Origin of the sequence: Kitasatospora sp. HUAS MG31 (assembly GCF_040571325.1) — a bacterium.
Taxonomy (GTDB): domain Bacteria; phylum Actinomycetota; class Actinomycetes; order Streptomycetales; family Streptomycetaceae; genus Kitasatospora; species Kitasatospora camelliae.
The window spans coordinates 5,680,475-5,698,188 of sequence record NZ_CP159872.1 but is presented as its reverse complement, the minus strand read 5'-3'; the positions used below and the strand labels follow the sequence as shown (position 1 = coordinate 5,698,188).

Here is a 17,714-nt window from a genome sequence, read left to right as displayed (position 1 = left end):
AGCTGGATCCCGATCACGGTGCCGTTGTTCGTACCAGTGATGCTTTGCGTGACAGACGGTGCGGGGCTGGGTGGACGGTCGGCTGACTGCGAAGAGCCGGCGTTTCCCTCGACGCTGTGACCTCCCTCGCCGAGGTCGGGTGTCCCGGCGGGGTCAACGGGCTGGCGCAAGGTCTGGGATCCGACGTTCGCGAGAAGCCGCTGGAGGGTGTCGGCGTCCGGCGGGGTGACCGTGTCCTGTGCAGGATTGCCATATCGGGCCGCCGCCCCGTACGAATCTGTTGGCTCCTCATGTACGGGCTATGCGGGTGCCGTCGTCTGCCCCGGGTCCTGGACGGGGCCCTGCTCGAACCGGTCGCCGGATCGCGGTTGCCAGCCCGCAGGGCCGATGGTCTCGGGAAGGCTGCCGGTCTCCTGGCCGCTGGCCTGCATGCCCGTCGTCTCGATCGGCGACAAGTCGGCTCCGGAGCGAGGGTCGCGGGCGACGTCTATCCCGGGTTCGACATAATTCGGCGGCCTGGAGGGGCGAATCTTGGGCCTGACCTGGGCGGACATGGCTGTGGCCGCCTGGAGGGCGTTTCTCTAGGCGGCCGCGTTTCAGCTGGTCAGCGGGTTGTGGGCTGGAGCGCGACGACCTGCCTCGGGGCGGGGATCTGCAGCTTGGCGAGCAGGTCCCGCTGGGGCTTCGTCAGTGCGGTGACCTGCTGGAACGTTCCGGTGGGGCCGGTGAAGGTGCCCAGGTGGAGGCGGTCGAGCTCGCGTCGGATGTACGGCCAGGTGTCGCCGGTGGTGGTCTCGATGATCCTGATCAGCAGGAGGGCGAGCCAGCACAGGATGACGTGGGCTCGGATGCGTTCTTCGAGCCGGTGGTAGACAGGCCGCAGGTCGATGACCTGCTCATGTCCCGCCAGCCACGCTCGACTTCGAGCAGTTGCTTGTAGCCTAGCGCGATGTCCTCGGCGCTCAGGTGGGGGTCCGAGCAGCGCAGGAGGTACTTCCCGTCGAGGTTCTCCTCGGCCTTGATCTTCGCCTGGTCGATGCGGAGCTTGCCGGCCGGGGTGGCGCGAAGGTAGCGGTTCAGGCCGGGCTTGTCGCCGATCCGCCCGCGCAGTTCGCCCCGCTTGAAGTCGCTGAGCTTGTCGGTGTCGGCGATCAAGTCGGGTAGCTGGGCTACGAGTTGCTCGCGCATGTGTCGGTCGCGCTCGGCCGCTTCGGGGTTGTGGCAGATGACGAACCGGTCGGTGTCGGATATCCGCACCTCCTTGACGCGCATGTTCTCGCCGACGTCCTGGTAGCGGCCCTGCCGGGACAGAGCGGCCTGCACCTCGGGACTCCCGGAGCGGAGCTTCTCGCCGATGATGAAGGCGTGGTCGCCCTTGCGCAGGTAGCGGCGGTTCTCGGCGGAGGAGAAACCGCGGTCGGCCACCCACACGATCTTGGAGAGGGTCCAGTCCCGCATCTCGTCCTTGACCTGCCGGATCAGCGTCTGGTCGGAGGCGTTGCCCGGCCAGCACCAGCAGCGGACCGGGATCCCGTCGCGGGTGACGGCCATCCCGATCACGATCTGCGGCAGGTCGTCGCGGGAGTCCTTCGACTTGCCGTAGGTCCGGAACCCGATCTGCTTCGCTTGGCCGTCCACGTCGTCGGTGTCCAGGCGGCGGCCCGCCTCGTCGCGGGCGACGGGCTCATCGGGCTCCTCCAGCTCGAAATAGGTGCTGGTGGTGTCGAAGAACAGCAGGTCCACCTCCAGGTTCAGCAGGTTCGCGACCTCGTCGAACACCTGCTTCTCCAGGTCGTCCTTCACCTCGTGCAGCCAGTCCATCGCCCGGTAGCAGGGCTGTTCGCCGGCCTCGGCCAGACCGTCGATGTGCACGTCGTGCGTGATCCAGTCCGCCGCCGCCAGCTTCGAGGAGGGGGCCAGGGCCCGGTTGGCGACCAGGGCGAACAGCACCCGCTCGGTCGCGGTCATGTCCCGGCGCCTGCCGCGCTTGGGCTGCCCGACCCGGCCCACAATCTGGTCGATCCGTAGCCGGTGCCACAGCTGGTCGAGAACGTAGGCGCCGCCGAACGGCACCGAGGAAACGAACTCCAGGTCGGACGCGGCGGTCGCGGCCAGCGCGTCGCTCGGCTCCAGCAGCCTCGATAGAGACGCGACCAGGCGCCTGACCGCGTCGCGGTCCAGGTCATCCTCACGGCCGAAGGTGAACAGCACCTTCGGCACCGCCCGCCCCTTCACCGAATCCCACTCGTTGTGGGCCAGGTGCAGGTACCGCACCGTCCCGGACTTGTTCTCCCGCTTGGTCGTCTTCACGTACACGGCTCCAGACGATAGGCCGAATCCGCAGGCCAGTGCAGGCGAATCAAGAAAGTCGCGTCTCTAGGCAATCTCGCGCATCCGCACCCACAACAGCACGATGACCTGCACCTTCAACCCCGAAGAATCTCTAGAACCCGCGAATTACGTCGAACCCGGGACAGGATCGCCGCAGCATATGGGGGGCCAGGACCGAATAGGCCCTCCACGAGGGCCAGTGCCACTTACAGCAATGGCACGGTCTGTTTAGTCGCTTCGGACAGACCTACCGATGGCCCAAATCGGCGTTCCCCAAAGACCAAAACTGATGTTCCGTCAACTTAACCTGGAATGAGAATACTTGGAACGTCATAATCTCTGCATGACCGACGACGGCGTGCTTACCTGCAGCGACTACAACAACTGTCCTCACGGCGACGACGTGGACTGCGAAACCTCGTTCGAGGTGACGCAGCCCGGCGACCGCCGACGCTGGTACGTTCAAGAGCACAACTTGCTCGTCGATGACGGCGGCGGCTTCGAGATGGACGTCGAGTTCCTCCGTCGGGACCCGTCGTGGCTGGCAGATCGACGGATCGTGGACCGGATGCCCAGGAAGATCCTGGAAGAGATCGCCGTGGGCGTCGGACAGAAAGCAGAGCGGGATCGTCGTCGCCAGCAATCGTGATCGACAGCCGCCAGGGCGGCGAGCTGGCGACCGAGCCGACCACAACGGACCTCCATCAGGAACCTGTGCCGCCGCTGACTATGGGACGCCAGACCGGAATCGGCTACCGCCGGTCACGCGTACGGGTCCCGCAGCGGTCGGGGTTCGCGGACTCCGCGGGTGATCGCTTCGGGAAGGTCCGGGCCGGCGGTGTAGTAGCGGCCCTGGGCCTCGCCCTTGGCAATGAGCCAGCCGGCGCGGACGAGTTCGCGGATGTCGCGTTGGGCCTGCTGCTCGCTGAGTTCGGCGTCGGTCTGGTAGGTGGCGCGGCGCAGTCGGTTGCCCATGGCCGTGGGGTAGAGGGCGTATAGCATGCGGTCGGGCCAGCCGCGCTGCTCGACGGCTTCGTCGAGGGCGGTCCAGACCTCGCGGGTGGTGTTCACCTGGCGCTCGACGCTCTGAGCCTGCTGGTGGTGGGCGCGCAGGCAGAACCGCACCCAGGGCAGAGTGTCGCGGTCCGGAGTCCAGACAGGGCCGCCGACCTCGGCGAGGACGTCGTAGTAGCGGTAGGTGTTGCGGGCCCGGCCGAGCCATTCCTCGATGCTCGAGAACTCTGGCGCCATGATCCCTTCGCGGGCCAGGACCAGGGTGTGCAGGGCACGCGACATCCGCCCGTTGCCGTCCGACCACGGGTGGATCGCCACCAAATTCAGGTGCGCCATCGATGCTCGGACCAACCCCGGTGCGTCAGGGTTTCCCTCGTTCAGCCACTCGACCAACTCACCGGTCAAGCCGGCCAACTGCTGGGCATCAGGGGCGGTGTAGGCAGCGATGGTCGGATCCTCGGCGGAGGTGACGTACACCGGCCCGGTACGCCACCAGCCGGGCCGCTTGAGCAGGTGGTGGCCCTGCATCATGAAGTGCAGCGAGTTGAGCAGGCCCTTACTGTAGGCGAAGTCGTCGCCCGCTTCGGCAAGGCGCTGGATGTATGTCATCGCCTGCCGATAGCCCTCGATCTCGGCCGTGACGGTGTCGTTCGCATCGATCGGCGCCTCGCCGACCATGATGTCCTCGACATCCGACACGCTCGCGGCGTAGCCCTCGATCGTGTTTGAACCAGCGATCGCCCGCGCCGTGAGGTTACGCCGCAGCTGCCCTTCCCAGCGACGTGAGGTGCCCAGATGGAGACGCAGCCGGTCGCGCATCTCGTCAATCTCCGCGAGGACGGACTGGTCAATGTCCTGCAGCGACGGCACACCATAGAGCATGAAGCAATGACACCATGACGGTATTAGTCAGTCAAGTGGCCTGGCGCAACCATGGCGCATGAGTACTTCGATGCACCCCTGGGAATCAGCCGCCCCGGATCCGTTCAGCGAGATCACCGCCGCCAACCTTCCGGCTCCGCCAAGCGCCCCACGCTCGCAATACCGCGCTTCACCGCTCACCGACCGCCGCGCACCGACCGCCCAGGTCACCCCAGCCCAGACGCATGCCTGGGCCAGCTTCCTGGCGGGGGCCGTCCACAATGGGCTCGACCCGACACTGGTCACCCAATGGTTGACCATCCTGGCTGACGCCGCCGGCAGCCCCGCCCTCCCGTCCCTGGCCTCCATGCCGCTGGACGACTACGTCAACCTCCGCCTCTCGGCCATCCTGGCCGGCCTGGAAACCACCACGCACGTCCCCTACCTCGCCGGTTGGCACCTGCGGATCGAGCCCGAGCTCGGGCACCTCCCCCTACGCCTGATCACCACCAGTCTCATCACCGCTGCAGTCCGCGGCTGGATCGCCGACGGCTGCAGCCGCTCCACCATCAAGAACACCCTCGCCATGCTCTCCCGCACTTTCGAGCAGGCCATCGTGGATGGCATCCTCGACCGCAATCCCGCCCACATCACCGGCTGGCAGCACCAGTTCCAGCGGGCCGAGGACGAACTGCGAGACCCCCGTACCCTCGCACTGCGCGGCTGGGACGCCCTTATCGAACTCGCCGACGCCCTGGTCGAAGCCTCGTACAACCGCTACTGAACTTGATTGAGTGATGTCGGAGCGGTTCGCCTGACAGTGATCGGTGTGCTCCGGTAGCCCTGGACCGTGAGATACGCACAGGGCGGCGGCTTGACCGACGCTGGGAGGGCCGCGCGGGAGCGGATCCGGCTGCAGGCCGTGGAACGCTTCGAAGACGGGCAGAAGAACCGAGAGATCGCTGCCGCGTTGCGGGTCAGCGAGCGGTCCGTGGAGCGGTGGCGGCGCCAGTGGCGCGAGCGCGGCGAGGCCGGGGTGCGGTCGAAGGGATCGCCGGGGCGTCCGAGGCTCAGTGAAGCGCAAATCGCCAGGCTGGCACGGGAGTTGGAGCGCGGACCGCTGGTCCATGGCTGGGCCGACCAGCGGTGGACACTGGCACGTATCAAGACGCTGATCGGTCGCTTGTTCCACGTGAGCTACACGGTGGAGGGCACCTGGCGGCTGCTGAGGCGGCACGGCTGGTCCTGGCAGCAGCCGGCCCGGCGGGCGATCGAGCGCGACGACCAGGCGGTCGAGGTCTGGAAGAAGGAGACCTGGCCGCTGGTAAAAGCACCGCGGCGGAGCGCGACGCCTGGGTGGTCTTCGAGGACGAAGCCGGGCAGTCGATGACGCCGCCGCGCGCGAGAAGCTGGGGCCGCAAGGGCATTACGCCGGTGGTCCGGGTACGTGGCCGAGGCTCGGGCCGGGTGTCCATCGCCGGTCTGACCTGCTACAAAACCGGGAAGCGTTCCCGGATGTTCTACTCGATTCGCGAGTACCGGGGCCGCAAGGGTGAGCCGAAGGGGATCGGCTGGCGCGACCTGCGTGACCTGCTGGTCAGGGCACACATCCAGCTTGGCGGCCCGATCGTGCTGGTCTGGGACAACCTCCGCATGCACCTGGTCGAGCCACTGCGTGAGTTCTTCTCCGCCCACGCCGACTGGATCACCGTCTTCCAACTTCCGAACTACTCACCTGACTTGAACCCGCAGGAGGGCATCTGGTCGCTGGTCAAGCGCGACATCGGCAACCTCGCCGCGGCCAACCTCGGCCAGATCACCCGCGCCGTAAAGCGCAGGCTCAAGCAGATCCAGTACCGCCCGGACTTGGTCGATGGCTGCCTGGACGGCACCGGCTTGATCATGGACGGCTGACCGACATCACGAATTCAAGTTCAGTACCGCGGCTGGGGCGACGTCGTCGTCCACAGCGCTTGCACCGCCACCCGCATCGGAGAAGTCTCTGGAGCTCGGGCCCGCGACGTCGACACCGACAAATGGCTCCTGACCTGCCGCCGACAGACCACTCCCGCACCCGGCGGTCTGGTCGACAAACACACCAAGGCCGGATCGCCCGCTTCATCCCGATCATCGAGCCGCTGCGCCCGCTCATATCCCGCCGACTACAGGCCACCCGCGGCGACCCCGACGCCCGCCTCTACACCGGCCCGCGCGGCGGCCGCATCAGCACCGCCGTCCTGCGCGACGCCACGCACTGGGACGAGGTCACCAGCGACCTCGGCTACGAGCACCTACGACGCCACGATCTGCGCCACACCGGGCTCACTTGGATGGCCGACGCCGGATTCCTTCCGCACATCCTCATGGAAATCGCGGGACACCGTCTCATCACCACCACCCAGCGCTACTTCCACCCTGACGTGCTCCGGATTCTGGAAGCCGGCCAAGCCCTTACTCATCACCTCGAGAAGCTCCGATGCGACGGCCAGATCACCCGCCGCTGGCAACACACCGTGATCACCATCGCCTTGAAATGGCCACTACCAAGCCGCTTCGAGGCGGCCTGAGTCACTTCACAACAAGCAGCAGGCATCAGAAAGGCCGTAGAAATGCCCCGATATGAACCAGTTTGACCCACTTGACCGGCACCCGGCGCACTTGACCCAAGGTCAAGTGCGCCACCACGCCTCGCTCCAGCAAAACGGTAAGGAGGTCTCGCACTTCACCTTGAGATCGAAGAACAATCCGCTTACCAGCCGCTGGAGCAACGGGTGGCGACGCACCCATGGCCAAACCTGGGGACCATTTTGGGACCACCCGGGACCAAAAATGGGCCCCGAAAACCAGCAAGAGCGGGTGCCTGGCTTCCCAAGCACCCGCTCTCACAACCGACTTCACAGTCGGGACGACAGGATTTGAACCTGCGACCCCTTGACCCCCAGCGCCCGGCCATAGCCATCGCTGCACGTCAGACGGTAGACAGCCCGCGCTGTTCGTTCCGCGAAAGGCGACTCAGAGGCAATGGTGAGCAACGCGTGGTCCCCGGCAAGTCCCCACCGGTCCCCCCTTCCGCTGTACCCCTCAGCCACACTCCGTGGGCAACCGCATACAAGGAAGTGGCTCGGGATACTCATCAGGTCGTACTCGCCGATCTCGCTGTAGTGGTGCCGCGCCGAGATGGGAGCGGAACGGCAGCCGAGGAATAGAACATCAGCCGCGTCACGGCGCAGCTGCGATGGTGCCGCACCCGGATGGTGCGGAGTGACGTGGACCGCCGGTTCCTGGGCACGGGAGAGCGGTGGCTGCTGCGATGGTGCCGCACCGGGAGGGTGCGGAGAGACGAGGGGGCGACACCCTCGGCGTGCTGCTGGCCGTGATGGTCACCTCTGCGGACATCGGCGACCGCGCGGCAGCCCAGGTCCTGCTCGCCCAGGCCGCCACCGCACACCACCGGCTAGCCCTTGTCTGGGCCGACGGCGGAGAAGGCAGGTCGCTCCAGTTCTGGAGAGCGCCTTGGAGGAAGTTCTCGAACTGTGCGAGAAGGCCCACCCCCACGAGATCACCATCACGGCCAAGGCCGAACGCGAGGCCATCACCGCCTGACCCCGGGCCGCGACCGGGACCCCCTTCCTCCGCACACCGGGCCTTGGTGCGCCGCCCCGGGGCGCCCCTCAGTGACACCGATGAACGCCACCTCGGCGCGGCGAGCCGCGCGTGGGGTGGCCGGCGTGGTCCACCGCCGACCACCCCGCGCCCCGGTGCGGTCGCGTTCGCGGCCGGGCGCGCGCACGGTTGACCCATGGCATCGTGGTTCTGCTGGAACTGGTCGAGCCGCTGGACACGCTCGTCCTGGGGATCGGGACGACCAGGTCGATGCCATGTCGGTGCGGCGGGTACACGCCGCACCATCGGAGCCGAAGGCCACCGGCGGCCCGGGGGCGCCGACCGCGTGCGGAATGGACACCTCGTCCATGGTGGTCGACCGGTGGAGCCCGCAGCGGCCCGGACAGGGCTGGTATCCGCCGCGCTGGGCCGGGTACGTCTGCCTGACCTGCGACGCCGCCGCCCGCGCCTTCTGATCCGGGAGCGCGGCGGGCCGGCTCGGCCTAACGGGTTCCCGGCGGGCGGTCGCCGTGCTGCCCGGTGGTGTCGATGGCGTCGCGCAGGGCGGGCAGGTCGGTGAGGGCGGCCTGCTCGGCAAAGCGGGCCAGAAGCCGGCGCAGGACCCGCTCGTCGCGGTCGCGGACAGCTTCGGCGATGGCCGCCGCCAGCGACACCTGGGTATCGGGGTCGGGGGTGCGCACCTGCCGCGCGGCCTGCTGCCCTTCCACCGCTCGCCTCCCGTTCGTTCGTCGTCGTGGCCGCCGGACGCGGCGTCCTCCGTCCTGGCGCGGCTGCGGCGACCGGCCGCCCCGCCCTGCGCGGGGCGAAGACTACCTCCCCGACCGACACCGCAAAATCTATGCCCGTCGGAGTAGACATTGCCGCACACCGTGGTTAGTGTTTCTCTCGTAGACGAGGTCAAGCGGTACCCGCCAGACACGAACTGGCGGGCAGCAGGAAAGAAGTTCGCAGGTCGGCACGGTTGCAGGGCCCTGAAGCCAGGGATGGTGCAGTAAGGCGACAGGACCGGTGGCCGGGCCGGGCGGCCCGCAGGTATCAGGGGCCGCCGCCCAGCAGTACCGCAGTTCAAAAGACGCGCCGGGCAGGTGGGCGTGAAGAAGGTGACGCAAAAGACGGCGCGGTAGCGGAGTTCCGGAGCCACAGCAGGTGCAGGACGGCGACGGGACTGGCGACCGGGCCGGGCGGCCCGCAGGTATCAGGGGCCACCACCGAGCGGTACCGCAGTTCGGTAAGTGCATTACCAGCAGGTGAAGTTGAGTTGCGCAGTACCGGCAGTCGCAGTACGCGGTATCCCAGTGAAGGCGCCCAAGACTGCGGGCGCGCGTGCTGGGAGTCCGGCAGTGGGGTTCCAAGCCGAGAGGTTGAGCAGGACGGGCGACGGGGCTGGCTGCCGGAACCGGCGGACCACCAGGACCGCCACAGCAGCACCGGGTAGTTGGCACTATCACGCAGTTCGCAGTACCAGCAGCACCGCAGTTCCGAGCAGGTCGCAGTACCCGGTAGTGGAAGTACCCGCAGTTCGCAGTAATCGGTCAGTACAGAGGATGAACGGAGGGGACAGAGCGCCATCAGGATCGCCCGGCCCGTGAGGCATCACCCGGGCGGATTCCGAAGACCCCAAGGCAAGGACGGTGGTTTCCGGTCACGCATACGCGATCCCCGCACGCCCCCTCCCCCGGGGCGAGGCGGACATGAGGAAGTCGGCCACAGGCCGACAGATGGTGTAAAACCCTTCGGGGCCCCGGGAGCCGCAACGGCCCCGGGGCCCCTCAGCGCGTCCCCGGACACAACAACAAGAAGAGGTGCAGTGACCACGGCAACCATCCGACCCCACACCCCCGACGCCGTCAGCTCGTTCGACGATGACGACTACCCCGCCTACACCATGGGCCGCGCCGCCGAGATGACCGGCACCACCCCCGGCTTCCTGCGCTCGCTCGGCGAGCAGGGCCTCATCACCCCCCTGCGCTCCGACGGCGGTCACCGCCGCTACTCCCGTTACCAGCTTCGGATCGCGATGCGCGCCCGCGACCTCGTCGACCAGGGCACCGCCATCGACGCCGCCTGCCGCATCATCATCCTCGAAGACCAACTCGAGGAAGCCCTGCGCATCAACGAGCAGCTCCGCCGCTCCCAACACGGCCAGGAACCCTCCGCCGACACCTGACCCAGCCATCCAGGCCGACGAAACCGGCCCGCGGTGAGCAGCAGGTGCTCACCGCAGGCCGCCCGGGACACGAGCCCCTCGGTTCCGGTTCGCCGGCCGACCCTTCTCCACCGGCCCGGCTGCCCGACACCCTGCCTCACGGTGCGGACCACGCAGACCGCTTCCGCGCAGGGGGATTCCAGGTTCGCGTGAGGCCGCACCGGACCGGCGCATCCGCTGGTAGGGGCGAGGCGCGCTGCGGGCGGATACCGCGATGGCCGGCGCGTCGGCGCCGACGCGCCGGGCCTAGAAGCTGAGTAGGCCGATGGCGTGGCCGTCGTGGTCCACCACCGGCCACACGGCCAGGCCGCGGGAACGCATGGCGGCGGCCGCAGTGGCGGCGGGCATGTCGGCGGTGGCGAACGGGGCCCGGTCGAGGACGATGTCGCGCACCGGGGTGCGCTCGGTGGACCGGGAGCGGGTCTGGAACGGCGCCAGGTGCAGGCGGGTCAGCAGTCCCGCGCAGCGGCCGTCGTCGTCGCGGACCAGGAGGTGGTCGGCGCCGGAGCTCTGCAGGATGTCCATCGCCATGTCGACCATGACGTCGTCGCTGATCTGCAGCTCCGGACATTTCATGAGGTCGCCGACCGTGGCGGTGGTCGCGGGGCGTTCGAGGGTGATGGTCATGGGCAGACTCCTTCGCGTATCCACCGCCGGGGCCGGCGGTAGTCAGGGCACTGGCGGTGAGACGGCCGGCGGGTGTGCCGGAGCGGGCCGAGACTGCTCTGCGCTTGGTGGGTGGTGGGGGCCCGGACTGCGGCGGCAGTCCGGGCCCCCCGTACGCGCTAGGCGGCGAGGGCGACGCGGCGGGGTGCCCGGCGGCGGCGGCCGGAGGAGCCCTGGTTGTCGCGGCCCGTGGCGGTTGCGCGGGCGTCGGCTCCCGCGTAGGCGGGGCGGCTGCGGCGGCCGCGGCTCGTGGACGCGCTGCGGCGGGGGCGTTCGACGACGGGGGCCGCGATCACGGTGGGGATGCCGGTGGGCACGCGGGCGCCGGTGATGCGGGCCAGTTCCTCGTCGCCGGCGCTGACCCGGGTGGTGACGGGGGTGATGGCGGCCGTGGTCATCATGCGGGCCATCTCGCGGCGCTGGTTGGGCAGCACCAGCGTGACGACGGTGCCGGACTCCCCCGCGCGGGCGGTGCGCCCGCCGCGGTGCAGGTAGTCCTTGTGGTCGCTGGGCGGGTCCAGGTTGACGACCAGGTCGAGCCCGTCGACGTGGATGCCGCGTGCGGCGACGTTGGTCGCGATCAGCGCGGTGACCTGGCCGGTGCGGAACTGCTCCAGGGTGCGGGTGCGCTGGGGCTGGGACTTGCCGCCGTGCAGGGCCGCGGCCTTCACCCCGTTCGCGAGGAGGTCCTCCACCAGGCGGTCCGCGCCGTGCTTGGTGTCGATGAACATGATCACCCCGCCGTCACGGGAGGCGATGTGGGCGATCGTGGCGTTCTTGTCGAAGTTCTGCACGTGCAGCACGTGGTGCTCCATGGTGCTGACCGCTCCCGCCGACGGGTCAACCGAGTGCGTGACCGGATCCTTCAGGAAGCGCCGCACCAGGCGGTCGACGTTGCGGTCCAGGGTCGCGGAGAACAGCATCGTCTGGCAGCCCTCGGCGACCTGGGCGAGGAGTTCGGTGACCTGCGGCAGGAAGCCCATGTCGGCCATCTGGTCGGCCTCGTCGAGCACCGTGATGCCGACCCCGTCCAGCTGGCAGTCGCCCCGCTGGATCAGGTCCTTGAGCCGGCCCGGGGTGGCCACCACGACCTCCGCCCCCCGGTTCAGCGCCTGCGCCTGGCGTCCGATCGACATTCCGCCCACCACCGTCGCCATCCGCAGCCGAACCGCGTGGGCGAACGGGGTGAGGGCATCGGTGACCTGCTGCGCGAGCTCACGGGTGGGAACCAGCACCAGGGCCAGCGGCCGGCGCGGCTCGGCCTTCTGCCCGGCGGTGCGGGCCAGCACGGCGAGACCGAACGCGATGGTCTTGCCGGAGCCCGTACGGCCACGCCCCAGGACGTCACGGCCGGCGAGCGAGTTCGGCAGCGTGGCGGCCTGGATCGGGAACGGCGTGGTGACGCCCTGGCGGGTCAGCACCGACAGCAGCGCCTTCGGCATGTCCATCTCGCCGAACGCCTCGACGGCCGGCAGCGCCGGGGTGGTGCTCACCGGCATCGCGAACTCGCCCTGAGCGGACGAGCCCTGACGGAAGCTCCGGCCGCCGGCGGGCCGGTCGCCGTAGAAGGAGCTGCCGCCGGAGCGGGATCCGTAGGAGCGGGCGGAGGCCGAGGAGCGGGAGTTGGTGTTCTGGTACGGGGAGCGACTGGAACGGTTCATGCGAAACCTTCCTGGGACGGCACGTCGCGAGGCGACTCCGCAGCGCGGGGCGCCGGCAGGAGATCGCCAGGGAACGGGCCGAAAAGTATGGGGAGCGGGGCGTGGACGGTGAAACCGTGCGGCACGTCACCTCAGGTCGACGCTCACCGCGGAGGGCGGGAGCGAAGATCCTCGAACCGTGGGATGTCACGGCAGGGCGCCGATCCGGACGCGGCGCTGGGCGTCTCGCGTGGGGATGGCCGCCGGTGGCGGAGCCAGGGGGCCTGAACGGCCGGGGAATGCGTGGTGGAGCAATGTCGAGGGGCCCGCACCGGGCATCATGTACGCGGTGCGGGCCCCTCGCTACCAGGCGGGTGCCGTGGCAGAAACTACAGCGGACGAATGTTCTCGGCCTGCGGGCCCTTCTGACCCTGCGTGACGTCGAACTCGACCTTCTGGCCCTCGAGCAGCTCACGGAAGCCGTTGGCGTTGATGTTCGAGTAGTGGGCGAACACGTCAGGACCGCCACCCTCCTGCTCGATGAAGCCGAAGCCCTTTTCCGCGTTGAACCACTTCACAGTGCCATTAGCCATAAAGAAATCTCCTTCAAGGGGCTGTCCGAAACCCGCACAGCGCGCGTTTCGAGTCGCCGCGATGAGCACCCACCCGGGGAAGAGCCGGGAAACAAAAAGGCGCCTACGATACATCAGCAGGCGCACACAAAGTTCATGGGAACCACTACTGCAACTAAAACGACTCTAGCAGGCCCCAGCCCGCCACGGGCGGATATTTCACCCCCGGTTCCGCGAGGCCCCTTCCCCGGGGCCGCCGATCGCGAGGCACCGGGACCATCAACACACATGGAGAGCAGCCTCGTTGAGCATGCCTCCCGCCCTGTCGGCGCCGCCGACTCCAGGGATGGAGAGGGCGGCCGACTCGGGCGCGGAGCGCCTGCCCTGGCCGCGAACAGCGAAGCGCCACGCCCGCCGGCGTCATCCAGGGGACCGCTGGACAGCGCACGCGGCATTCCTGTCGAACTCCGAAATTGAATGCGCCGGAAGGACCTGCCCTCGCGATTTCCGGCACATACTGCAGGGAATGACGAAATCTGCAGCAGTCCGCCGCGTCCTGCCCACCAGCCCCTTCAAGGCCCGGATCGAAGCACCGCGCAAGCACTTCGCCGTCGGCGACCGCGTCACTCACGACCAGTACGGCCTCGGACGGGCCATCGGCGTGGAAGGCGACAGCGACATCGCGGTACTCGTCGACTTCGGATCGCGGCGGGAACGCATCACCCAGCCCTACGCCGCCATGTTCAAACTCTGACCCAGGACTCACGCGTTCTCGGCCGAGCGCGCCGCACCGCGCATGGCGCGGAGACACCGCCGCGCGCCCCTGGAGCCCGGCTCGAAGGCTGGGCCACCACCCGCCTGGATCGGCGGATTTCCGGGCCACCCGGATGACGTCGACACCGTCGTCAAGGCGGCGGGCGAGCGCTACGCAGCGCTGCTCCCGTCGTTCGATGACCTGCGGCCGCGCCAGGCCCTGCTGCCGACGCCGGCGGCCCCGGCGCGCCGATGGCGTGTGGCTGCGGTCCAGTCGAGTGGGCCTGTCGTACGGTCGAGGTCGCAGACCGGTGTCCACGCTGATCCGGTCCCGGTCCCAGCCCAACTGCCCTCCCCCCAGGTGGCTGGGCTTCACTGTGACCGCCGCGGAACCGGGCCTGCCCGGCACTGCCCGCCGGGTGGGACGGGGCGGCCGCACTGCCTCTCGACGGCTTCGGCTCGCGCGGGTCGCGGCGGGGGGCGTACACCGGAGACATGGCCCGCGCCGACGGCACCGCGAGAATCGATTCCGGCGACGACGCGCCGGAGCTGTGCGACGAGTGCGGGCTGCTGGCCCCAGCGCGGGAACTGGTGGTGCTGCGGGTGCCGGACTCCTCCGCGGTGGACACCGATCCGCGCTTCGACGGCGAGCGGCTGCTGCACGCGTGCTGTGAGCCGCACCTGGTGCGCCTCGCCGCCGGCTACCGGCGCCGTCCGTTCGTGGTCGAGGAGCTGTGAGCGGGGCAGATCACCCGGGCGGTGCGTCTGCTCGGCCCGCTGGACGAGAAAGAGATGTACGACCGTGTGGTCGTGATGACCGGCCTCGACGAGGAACAGATGATGCGGGCGGTCGCCTGGCAGGACGGCCACGGCCATTCGTCCGGCGCCGGCCCGGGGTGAGCGGCCCCAGGGCGTGAGCGGTTGCGCGGTCGTGGTGGTCGACCGGTGGCAGTCGGGCCGGGGCTGGTGGGAGGCGCGCCATCGAGCGGGCCGGGGCGGCGCTGAGCGCCCACCTGAGCGGCCCGCGCCGGGCCCCTGGTCCCGAAGTGGTCCCGCCGGACTCCCCCGGCCGTCGCCTGCGGCTCGTGCGCTGAACCGGCCGTAGAAACGGCAAACGCCCCGCTGGCCTGGACTTGCGTCCAGTCAGCGGGGCTCCGGCATTCCTACCGGGACGCCAGACCACGCTGATCCCTGTCGGAGTGCTGGCTGCCACCCAAACGCGCTGCACAACTCCTCTTGCACGGACCGAGGTGAGGTGCAAACCGCATCGACGACAGGAGCGTGCAACTCCACTTCTACCTACGGTCGCTGACTTCCTTGCGAACGAAGCCAACGATGTCGGCAAAGTCGCTCGGCTGGTGAGCATCGGCATATGCCCTACAGGCGAAGCCGATCACCACGGTCTTGTCCATCAAGAGACGCGCTGCCACAGTCCTGGCATAGTCGTGGTGATCAGCAACGCCCGCCAGGACCTCGTCCAGATCGACGCGGAATGGCGCATCCGCAAAGTACTTCTAGACCGCGGGGTGCGCGAAGACCTCCTTCTCCGGGGGTTCGATGCCGGGCAGGGTCATGACCCCATCCGTCCCATCGTGAGGCATGTCCCCATCACTGAGACCAACAGCGCGAACCCTTGCCTCCCGCAGCAGCTTTACTGCAGCAGGGATCTCCTGACCGCCACCAATAGTAAGAAACGAGCAGCCGACGAGGAGGTCTGGGTCGACGGTCCGGAAGATCTCACTGAGCCTCTTTCATCCTGGGTTTTGCCAGGTCAGGAGGGTGTGGACGGCTGCAACGGTCCGGCTGATCCGGTTGGTCGAGCAGCGGGCCCGTCGTAGGAGTCGCCAGGATTTGAGTCGGGCGAAGGCGCGTTCGCCGGGTGCCCTGAGGCGGGCGTGGTCCCGGTTGTACTGCTTGTAGTGCTCGGGCAGTTCGTCGTGTCGGTAGTACGGGGTGCGGACGGTGGCGCCGGCACCCTGGTAGGCCCTGTCCGCCAGGACCAGGATCTCCCTGGTCAGGCAGGACTGGACGATGCCGTGGGCGCGGGCGGCGGTCAGGTCGCGGGTGCGACCGGGCAGGGCGCGGGAGAACCAGAGCGGTGTGCCGTCGGGCGTGGCGACGACCTGGACGTTCATCCCGTGCTTGCGGTGCTTCTGCGAGTAGTACGGCTCGTCCGCCTTGATCCGGTCGGTCGGGATCAGGGTCCCGTCGACGATCACGAAGTCGCCCTCGCCCAGACCCACCAGCGCCTCGCGCAGGCCCGGTGCCCACGCCGCCAAGACCTCCAGGGTCTCGTCCACGTACCGCCAGGCGGTCGCCTCCGACACCCCGAACCCGGCTCCGACCTGGGCGAGCGTCTCGTTCTTCCGTAGATGCGCCAGGACCAGCAATGCCTGCTTGAAGCAGCCCAACTTCCGCCACCGCGATCCGAGTTCACACCTTCGGGTATGGATCAGCCACGAGACGTGCTCGACCAGCTCGTGCGGGACGTCGAGCATGGCAGGATACGAGACCAACAGGGCCCCTCGGCGGCGACGTGATGAGTGAGATCACCACGGCAACGACGAGGGGCCTTGTTGCGTCACTACAACTCGCTGACCAGGCATTTCACCCTGTCGGGACAGGATGAAAGAGGCTCACTGGCAAGACACCGTGCGAACTCATCTTCCACGCAAACGGTGATGCCACCCGGAGTTCGGCCTTCTCTCTGAAGGTGCGAGTCGCTCTGAGTGGACGTTAAGTCCGTTTCTGGTATCGGCCTCGTCCGGGTTGGGTGAGGAAGCCTTGGCGAGTGAGGCGTCCGAGGCGGCTGCGGGTGATGTTGACGGACGCCTCGTCGGTGGGCATGCCGAGGAGTTCGTGCAGCTCGCGCGCCCGGAACTCCTGGTCGGGGTGCTGGTTGAAGGCGTTCACGATGGCCTGGTAGGTGGTGTTCGTCTCGGGTGGTTCGGGTTCGGTCCCTGCCGGCGTGATCTCCGCGATGATCTTTCGGGCGGTGGCCAGGTCCGTGAGCCGCGCTTCGGTTTCGGTCAGGTCGGCGGCGAGCTCTTCGATCCGGGCGCGCAGTTCAGCGGCCCGGGTGGCGGCCTCGTCCTGCCGGACCTGGAGGTCTGCCAGGAGTTCGGCGATGTTCACGCGGCCAGTCCGAGGGTGTCGCGCCAGCTGAGGGCGGGTGTGGTGAGGCGGCGGGCCATGTTGGCGGTGGAGGCCCAGTAGACGCGTGAGGCGGAGGTGTCGGGCCGGTGGTCGTACTCGCGGGCGAGGCGCCGGTGCAGCATCAGGGTGCCGTTCGTCTGCTCCACCACCCACCGCTTCGGCTGCGGGACGAAGCCCTTGCCCTGGTCGGCGGGGTTGCGGCGGACGACCTCGACGTCGATGTCCAGCAAGGCGCCGTGGATGACGACCTCGTCCTTGAAGCCCTGGTCCACCAGGGCCTTCTCCAGTCGCATCCCGCACCGCTCGGCGGCCTGGTCGAGCAGGGCGGTGCCGGCGGCGTTGTCGTGAGCGGAGGCGGCCAGGACGACGACCCCGATGATCAGCCCCATGACGTCCACGGCCAGCCCCCGCTTGCGCCCCGACACCTTCTTGTTGGCGTCCAGTCCCGTCGTGGTCCTCGGGACACCGGCGGCCGCGCGGACGGACTGGGTGTCGATGATCACGAGGGACGGGTCCTCTAATCGGCGGGCCCTCTCCCGCACCTGGCAGCGCAGGAGTTCCTGGATCCGCTGGTCGAGACCGTCCTGGCGCCACAGCGTGAAGTAGTAGAACACCGCCGACCAGGACGGCAGGTCATGGGGCAGGTAGCGCCACTGACAGCCCGTCCGGTTTTGGTAGAAGACCGCGTTCACGACCTCCCGCAGATCACAGACCCCCGGATCCCCGGTCGCCGACCGCGCCACCCGGTCCTGCTTCCAGGCCGTGATCATCGGCTCGATCAACACCCACTGCTCGTCCGACAAGTCGCTCGGATACGCCCGTCTGTCCATGGGCCGCAGAACATCACCCGAGTCCAGACCGGCACGCCAGTTCGGCTGGCGTTCACACGAA

The 17,714-nt window shown here is 68.6% G+C and carries 16 protein-coding genes and 2 pseudogenes; 9 read left to right on the top strand and 9 right to left on the bottom strand.

The features are described 5' to 3' along the window. Positions 1–604: 604 nt before the first annotated feature. Positions 605–2,316: pseudogene (locus tag ABWK59_RS25495) on the bottom strand (IS1634 family transposase). Positions 2,317–2,674: 358 nt separating this feature from the next. On the opposite strand from ABWK59_RS25495, the gene ABWK59_RS25490 reads away from it, so the two are divergent. Next, positions 2,675–2,980 carry a hypothetical protein gene (locus tag ABWK59_RS25490; RefSeq protein WP_354642939.1) on the top strand — a complete coding sequence of 102 codons (306 nt, stop codon included), beginning with the start codon at positions 2,675–2,677 and terminating at the stop codon, positions 2,978–2,980. 113 nt (positions 2,981–3,093) lie between these two features. Here ABWK59_RS25490 and ABWK59_RS25485 read toward each other — a convergent pair whose 3' ends face one another. After that, positions 3,094–4,227, bottom strand: a complete 1,134-nt coding sequence (locus ABWK59_RS25485; protein WP_354642938.1) for a Fic family protein — start codon at positions 4,225–4,227, stop codon at positions 3,094–3,096. A 292-nt stretch (positions 4,228–4,519) separates the two neighbouring features. Between ABWK59_RS25485 and ABWK59_RS25480 the strand changes: the two genes are divergently transcribed. The 4 genes from ABWK59_RS25480 (at position 4,520) to ABWK59_RS25460 (ending at position 8,285) form a co-directional block, all read left to right on the top strand. Next, positions 4,520–4,990: a hypothetical protein gene (locus ABWK59_RS25480; protein ID WP_354642937.1), complete on the top strand. Its 471-nt coding sequence runs from the start codon at positions 4,520–4,522 to the stop codon at positions 4,988–4,990. 66 nt (positions 4,991–5,056) lie between these two features. Further along, positions 5,057–6,120, top strand: a protein-coding gene (locus tag ABWK59_RS36640; protein ID WP_420492851.1) for an IS630 family transposase whose coding sequence is annotated in 2 segments (ribosomal slippage) — positions 5,057–5,504 and positions 5,504–6,120 — 1,065 coding nt in all. Because the reading frame shifts where the segments join, the coding sequence is not laid out codon by codon here. A gap of 122 nt (positions 6,121–6,242) precedes the next feature. After that, positions 6,243–6,773, top strand: a complete 531-nt coding sequence (locus ABWK59_RS25465; RefSeq protein ID WP_354642934.1) for a tyrosine-type recombinase/integrase — start codon at positions 6,243–6,245, stop codon at positions 6,771–6,773. A gap of 1,389 nt (positions 6,774–8,162) precedes the next feature. Continuing rightward, positions 8,163–8,285, top strand: a complete 123-nt coding sequence (locus ABWK59_RS25460) for a hypothetical protein (protein WP_354642933.1) — start codon at positions 8,163–8,165, stop codon at positions 8,283–8,285. A gap of 27 nt (positions 8,286–8,312) precedes the next feature. Here the strand turns inward: ABWK59_RS25460 and ABWK59_RS25455 are convergent, their stop codons facing one another. Then, positions 8,313–8,537: a hypothetical protein gene (locus ABWK59_RS25455; RefSeq protein WP_354642932.1), complete on the bottom strand. Its 225-nt coding sequence runs from the start codon at positions 8,535–8,537 to the stop codon at positions 8,313–8,315. 1,178 nt (positions 8,538–9,715) lie between these two features. On the opposite strand from ABWK59_RS25455, the gene ABWK59_RS25450 reads away from it, so the two are divergent. Continuing rightward, positions 9,716–9,997, top strand: coding sequence for a MerR family transcriptional regulator (locus tag ABWK59_RS25450; RefSeq protein WP_209415364.1), 282 nt, complete (start codon positions 9,716–9,718; stop codon positions 9,995–9,997). 285 nt (positions 9,998–10,282) lie between these two features. On the opposite strand, the gene ABWK59_RS25445 is transcribed toward ABWK59_RS25450, so the two are convergent. From ABWK59_RS25445 to ABWK59_RS25435, 3 genes are all read right to left on the bottom strand, one after another. Continuing rightward, positions 10,283–10,663 carry a CBS domain-containing protein gene (locus ABWK59_RS25445; RefSeq protein ID WP_354642931.1) on the bottom strand — a complete coding sequence of 127 codons (381 nt, stop codon included), beginning with the start codon at positions 10,661–10,663 and terminating at the stop codon, positions 10,283–10,285. Positions 10,664–10,821: 158 nt separating this feature from the next. Then, on the bottom strand, positions 10,822–12,363 hold the full coding sequence (locus tag ABWK59_RS25440; protein ID WP_354642930.1) for a DEAD/DEAH box helicase: 1,542 nt from the start codon (positions 12,361–12,363) through the stop codon (positions 10,822–10,824). A 368-nt stretch (positions 12,364–12,731) separates the two neighbouring features. Then, a complete protein-coding gene (locus tag ABWK59_RS25435; RefSeq protein ID WP_030918248.1) occupies positions 12,732–12,935 on the bottom strand; it encodes a cold-shock protein in 204 nt (67 codons plus the stop codon). Between the two features lie 505 nt (positions 12,936–13,440). Here ABWK59_RS25435 and ABWK59_RS25430 point away from each other — a divergent pair. From ABWK59_RS25430 to ABWK59_RS25420, 3 genes are all read left to right on the top strand, one after another. Further along, a complete protein-coding gene (locus tag ABWK59_RS25430; protein ID WP_209415310.1) occupies positions 13,441–13,668 on the top strand; it encodes a hypothetical protein in 228 nt (75 codons plus the stop codon). 494 nt (positions 13,669–14,162) lie between these two features. Beyond that, entirely contained in the window at positions 14,163–14,405 is a 243-nt protein-coding gene (locus tag ABWK59_RS25425; RefSeq protein WP_354642929.1) for a hypothetical protein, read from the top strand. A gap of 21 nt (positions 14,406–14,426) precedes the next feature. Further along, a complete protein-coding gene (locus ABWK59_RS25420; protein ID WP_354642928.1) occupies positions 14,427–14,567 on the top strand; it encodes a hypothetical protein in 141 nt (46 codons plus the stop codon). An 851-nt stretch (positions 14,568–15,418) separates the two neighbouring features. Here ABWK59_RS25420 and ABWK59_RS25415 read toward each other — a convergent pair. From ABWK59_RS25415 to ABWK59_RS25405, 3 genes and pseudogenes are all read right to left on the bottom strand, one after another. Next, a pseudogene (locus ABWK59_RS25415) lies at positions 15,419–16,223 on the bottom strand (transposase family protein). 180 nt (positions 16,224–16,403) lie between these two features. After that, positions 16,404–16,802, bottom strand: a complete 399-nt coding sequence (locus ABWK59_RS25410) for a hypothetical protein (RefSeq protein ID WP_354637307.1) — start codon at positions 16,800–16,802, stop codon at positions 16,404–16,406. Next, positions 16,799–17,653 carry an IS5 family transposase gene (locus ABWK59_RS25405; RefSeq protein WP_354642927.1) on the bottom strand — a complete coding sequence of 285 codons (855 nt, stop codon included), beginning with the start codon at positions 17,651–17,653 and terminating at the stop codon, positions 16,799–16,801. The genes ABWK59_RS25410 and ABWK59_RS25405 overlap by 4 nt, the downstream gene beginning before the upstream one ends. Positions 17,654–17,714: the final 61 nt, after the last annotated feature.

Coding starts and splice junctions, on each gene's coding strand:
- ABWK59_RS25440 (WP_354642930.1), bottom strand. CDS start 12,363: ATGAACCGTTCCAGTCGCTCCCCGTACCAGAACACCAACTCCCGCTCC.
- ABWK59_RS25465 (WP_354642934.1), top strand. CDS start 6,243: ATGGCTCCTGACCTGCCGCCGACAGACCACTCCCGCACCCGGCGGTCT.
- ABWK59_RS25425 (WP_354642929.1), top strand. CDS start 14,163: ATGGCCCGCGCCGACGGCACCGCGAGAATCGATTCCGGCGACGACGCG.
- ABWK59_RS25435 (WP_030918248.1), bottom strand. CDS start 12,935: ATGGCTAATGGCACTGTGAAGTGGTTCAACGCGGAAAAGGGCTTCGGC.
- ABWK59_RS25430 (WP_209415310.1), top strand. CDS start 13,441: ATGACGAAATCTGCAGCAGTCCGCCGCGTCCTGCCCACCAGCCCCTTC.
- ABWK59_RS25445 (WP_354642931.1), bottom strand. CDS start 10,663: ATGACCATCACCCTCGAACGCCCCGCGACCACCGCCACGGTCGGCGAC.
- ABWK59_RS25405 (WP_354642927.1), bottom strand. CDS start 17,653: ATGGACAGACGGGCGTATCCGAGCGACTTGTCGGACGAGCAGTGGGTG.
- ABWK59_RS25460 (WP_354642933.1), top strand. CDS start 8,163: ATGGACACCTCGTCCATGGTGGTCGACCGGTGGAGCCCGCAGCGGCCC.
- ABWK59_RS25485 (WP_354642938.1), bottom strand. CDS start 4,227: ATGCTCTATGGTGTGCCGTCGCTGCAGGACATTGACCAGTCCGTCCTC.
- ABWK59_RS25450 (WP_209415364.1), top strand. CDS start 9,716: ATGGGCCGCGCCGCCGAGATGACCGGCACCACCCCCGGCTTCCTGCGC.
- ABWK59_RS25490 (WP_354642939.1), top strand. CDS start 2,675: ATGACCGACGACGGCGTGCTTACCTGCAGCGACTACAACAACTGTCCT.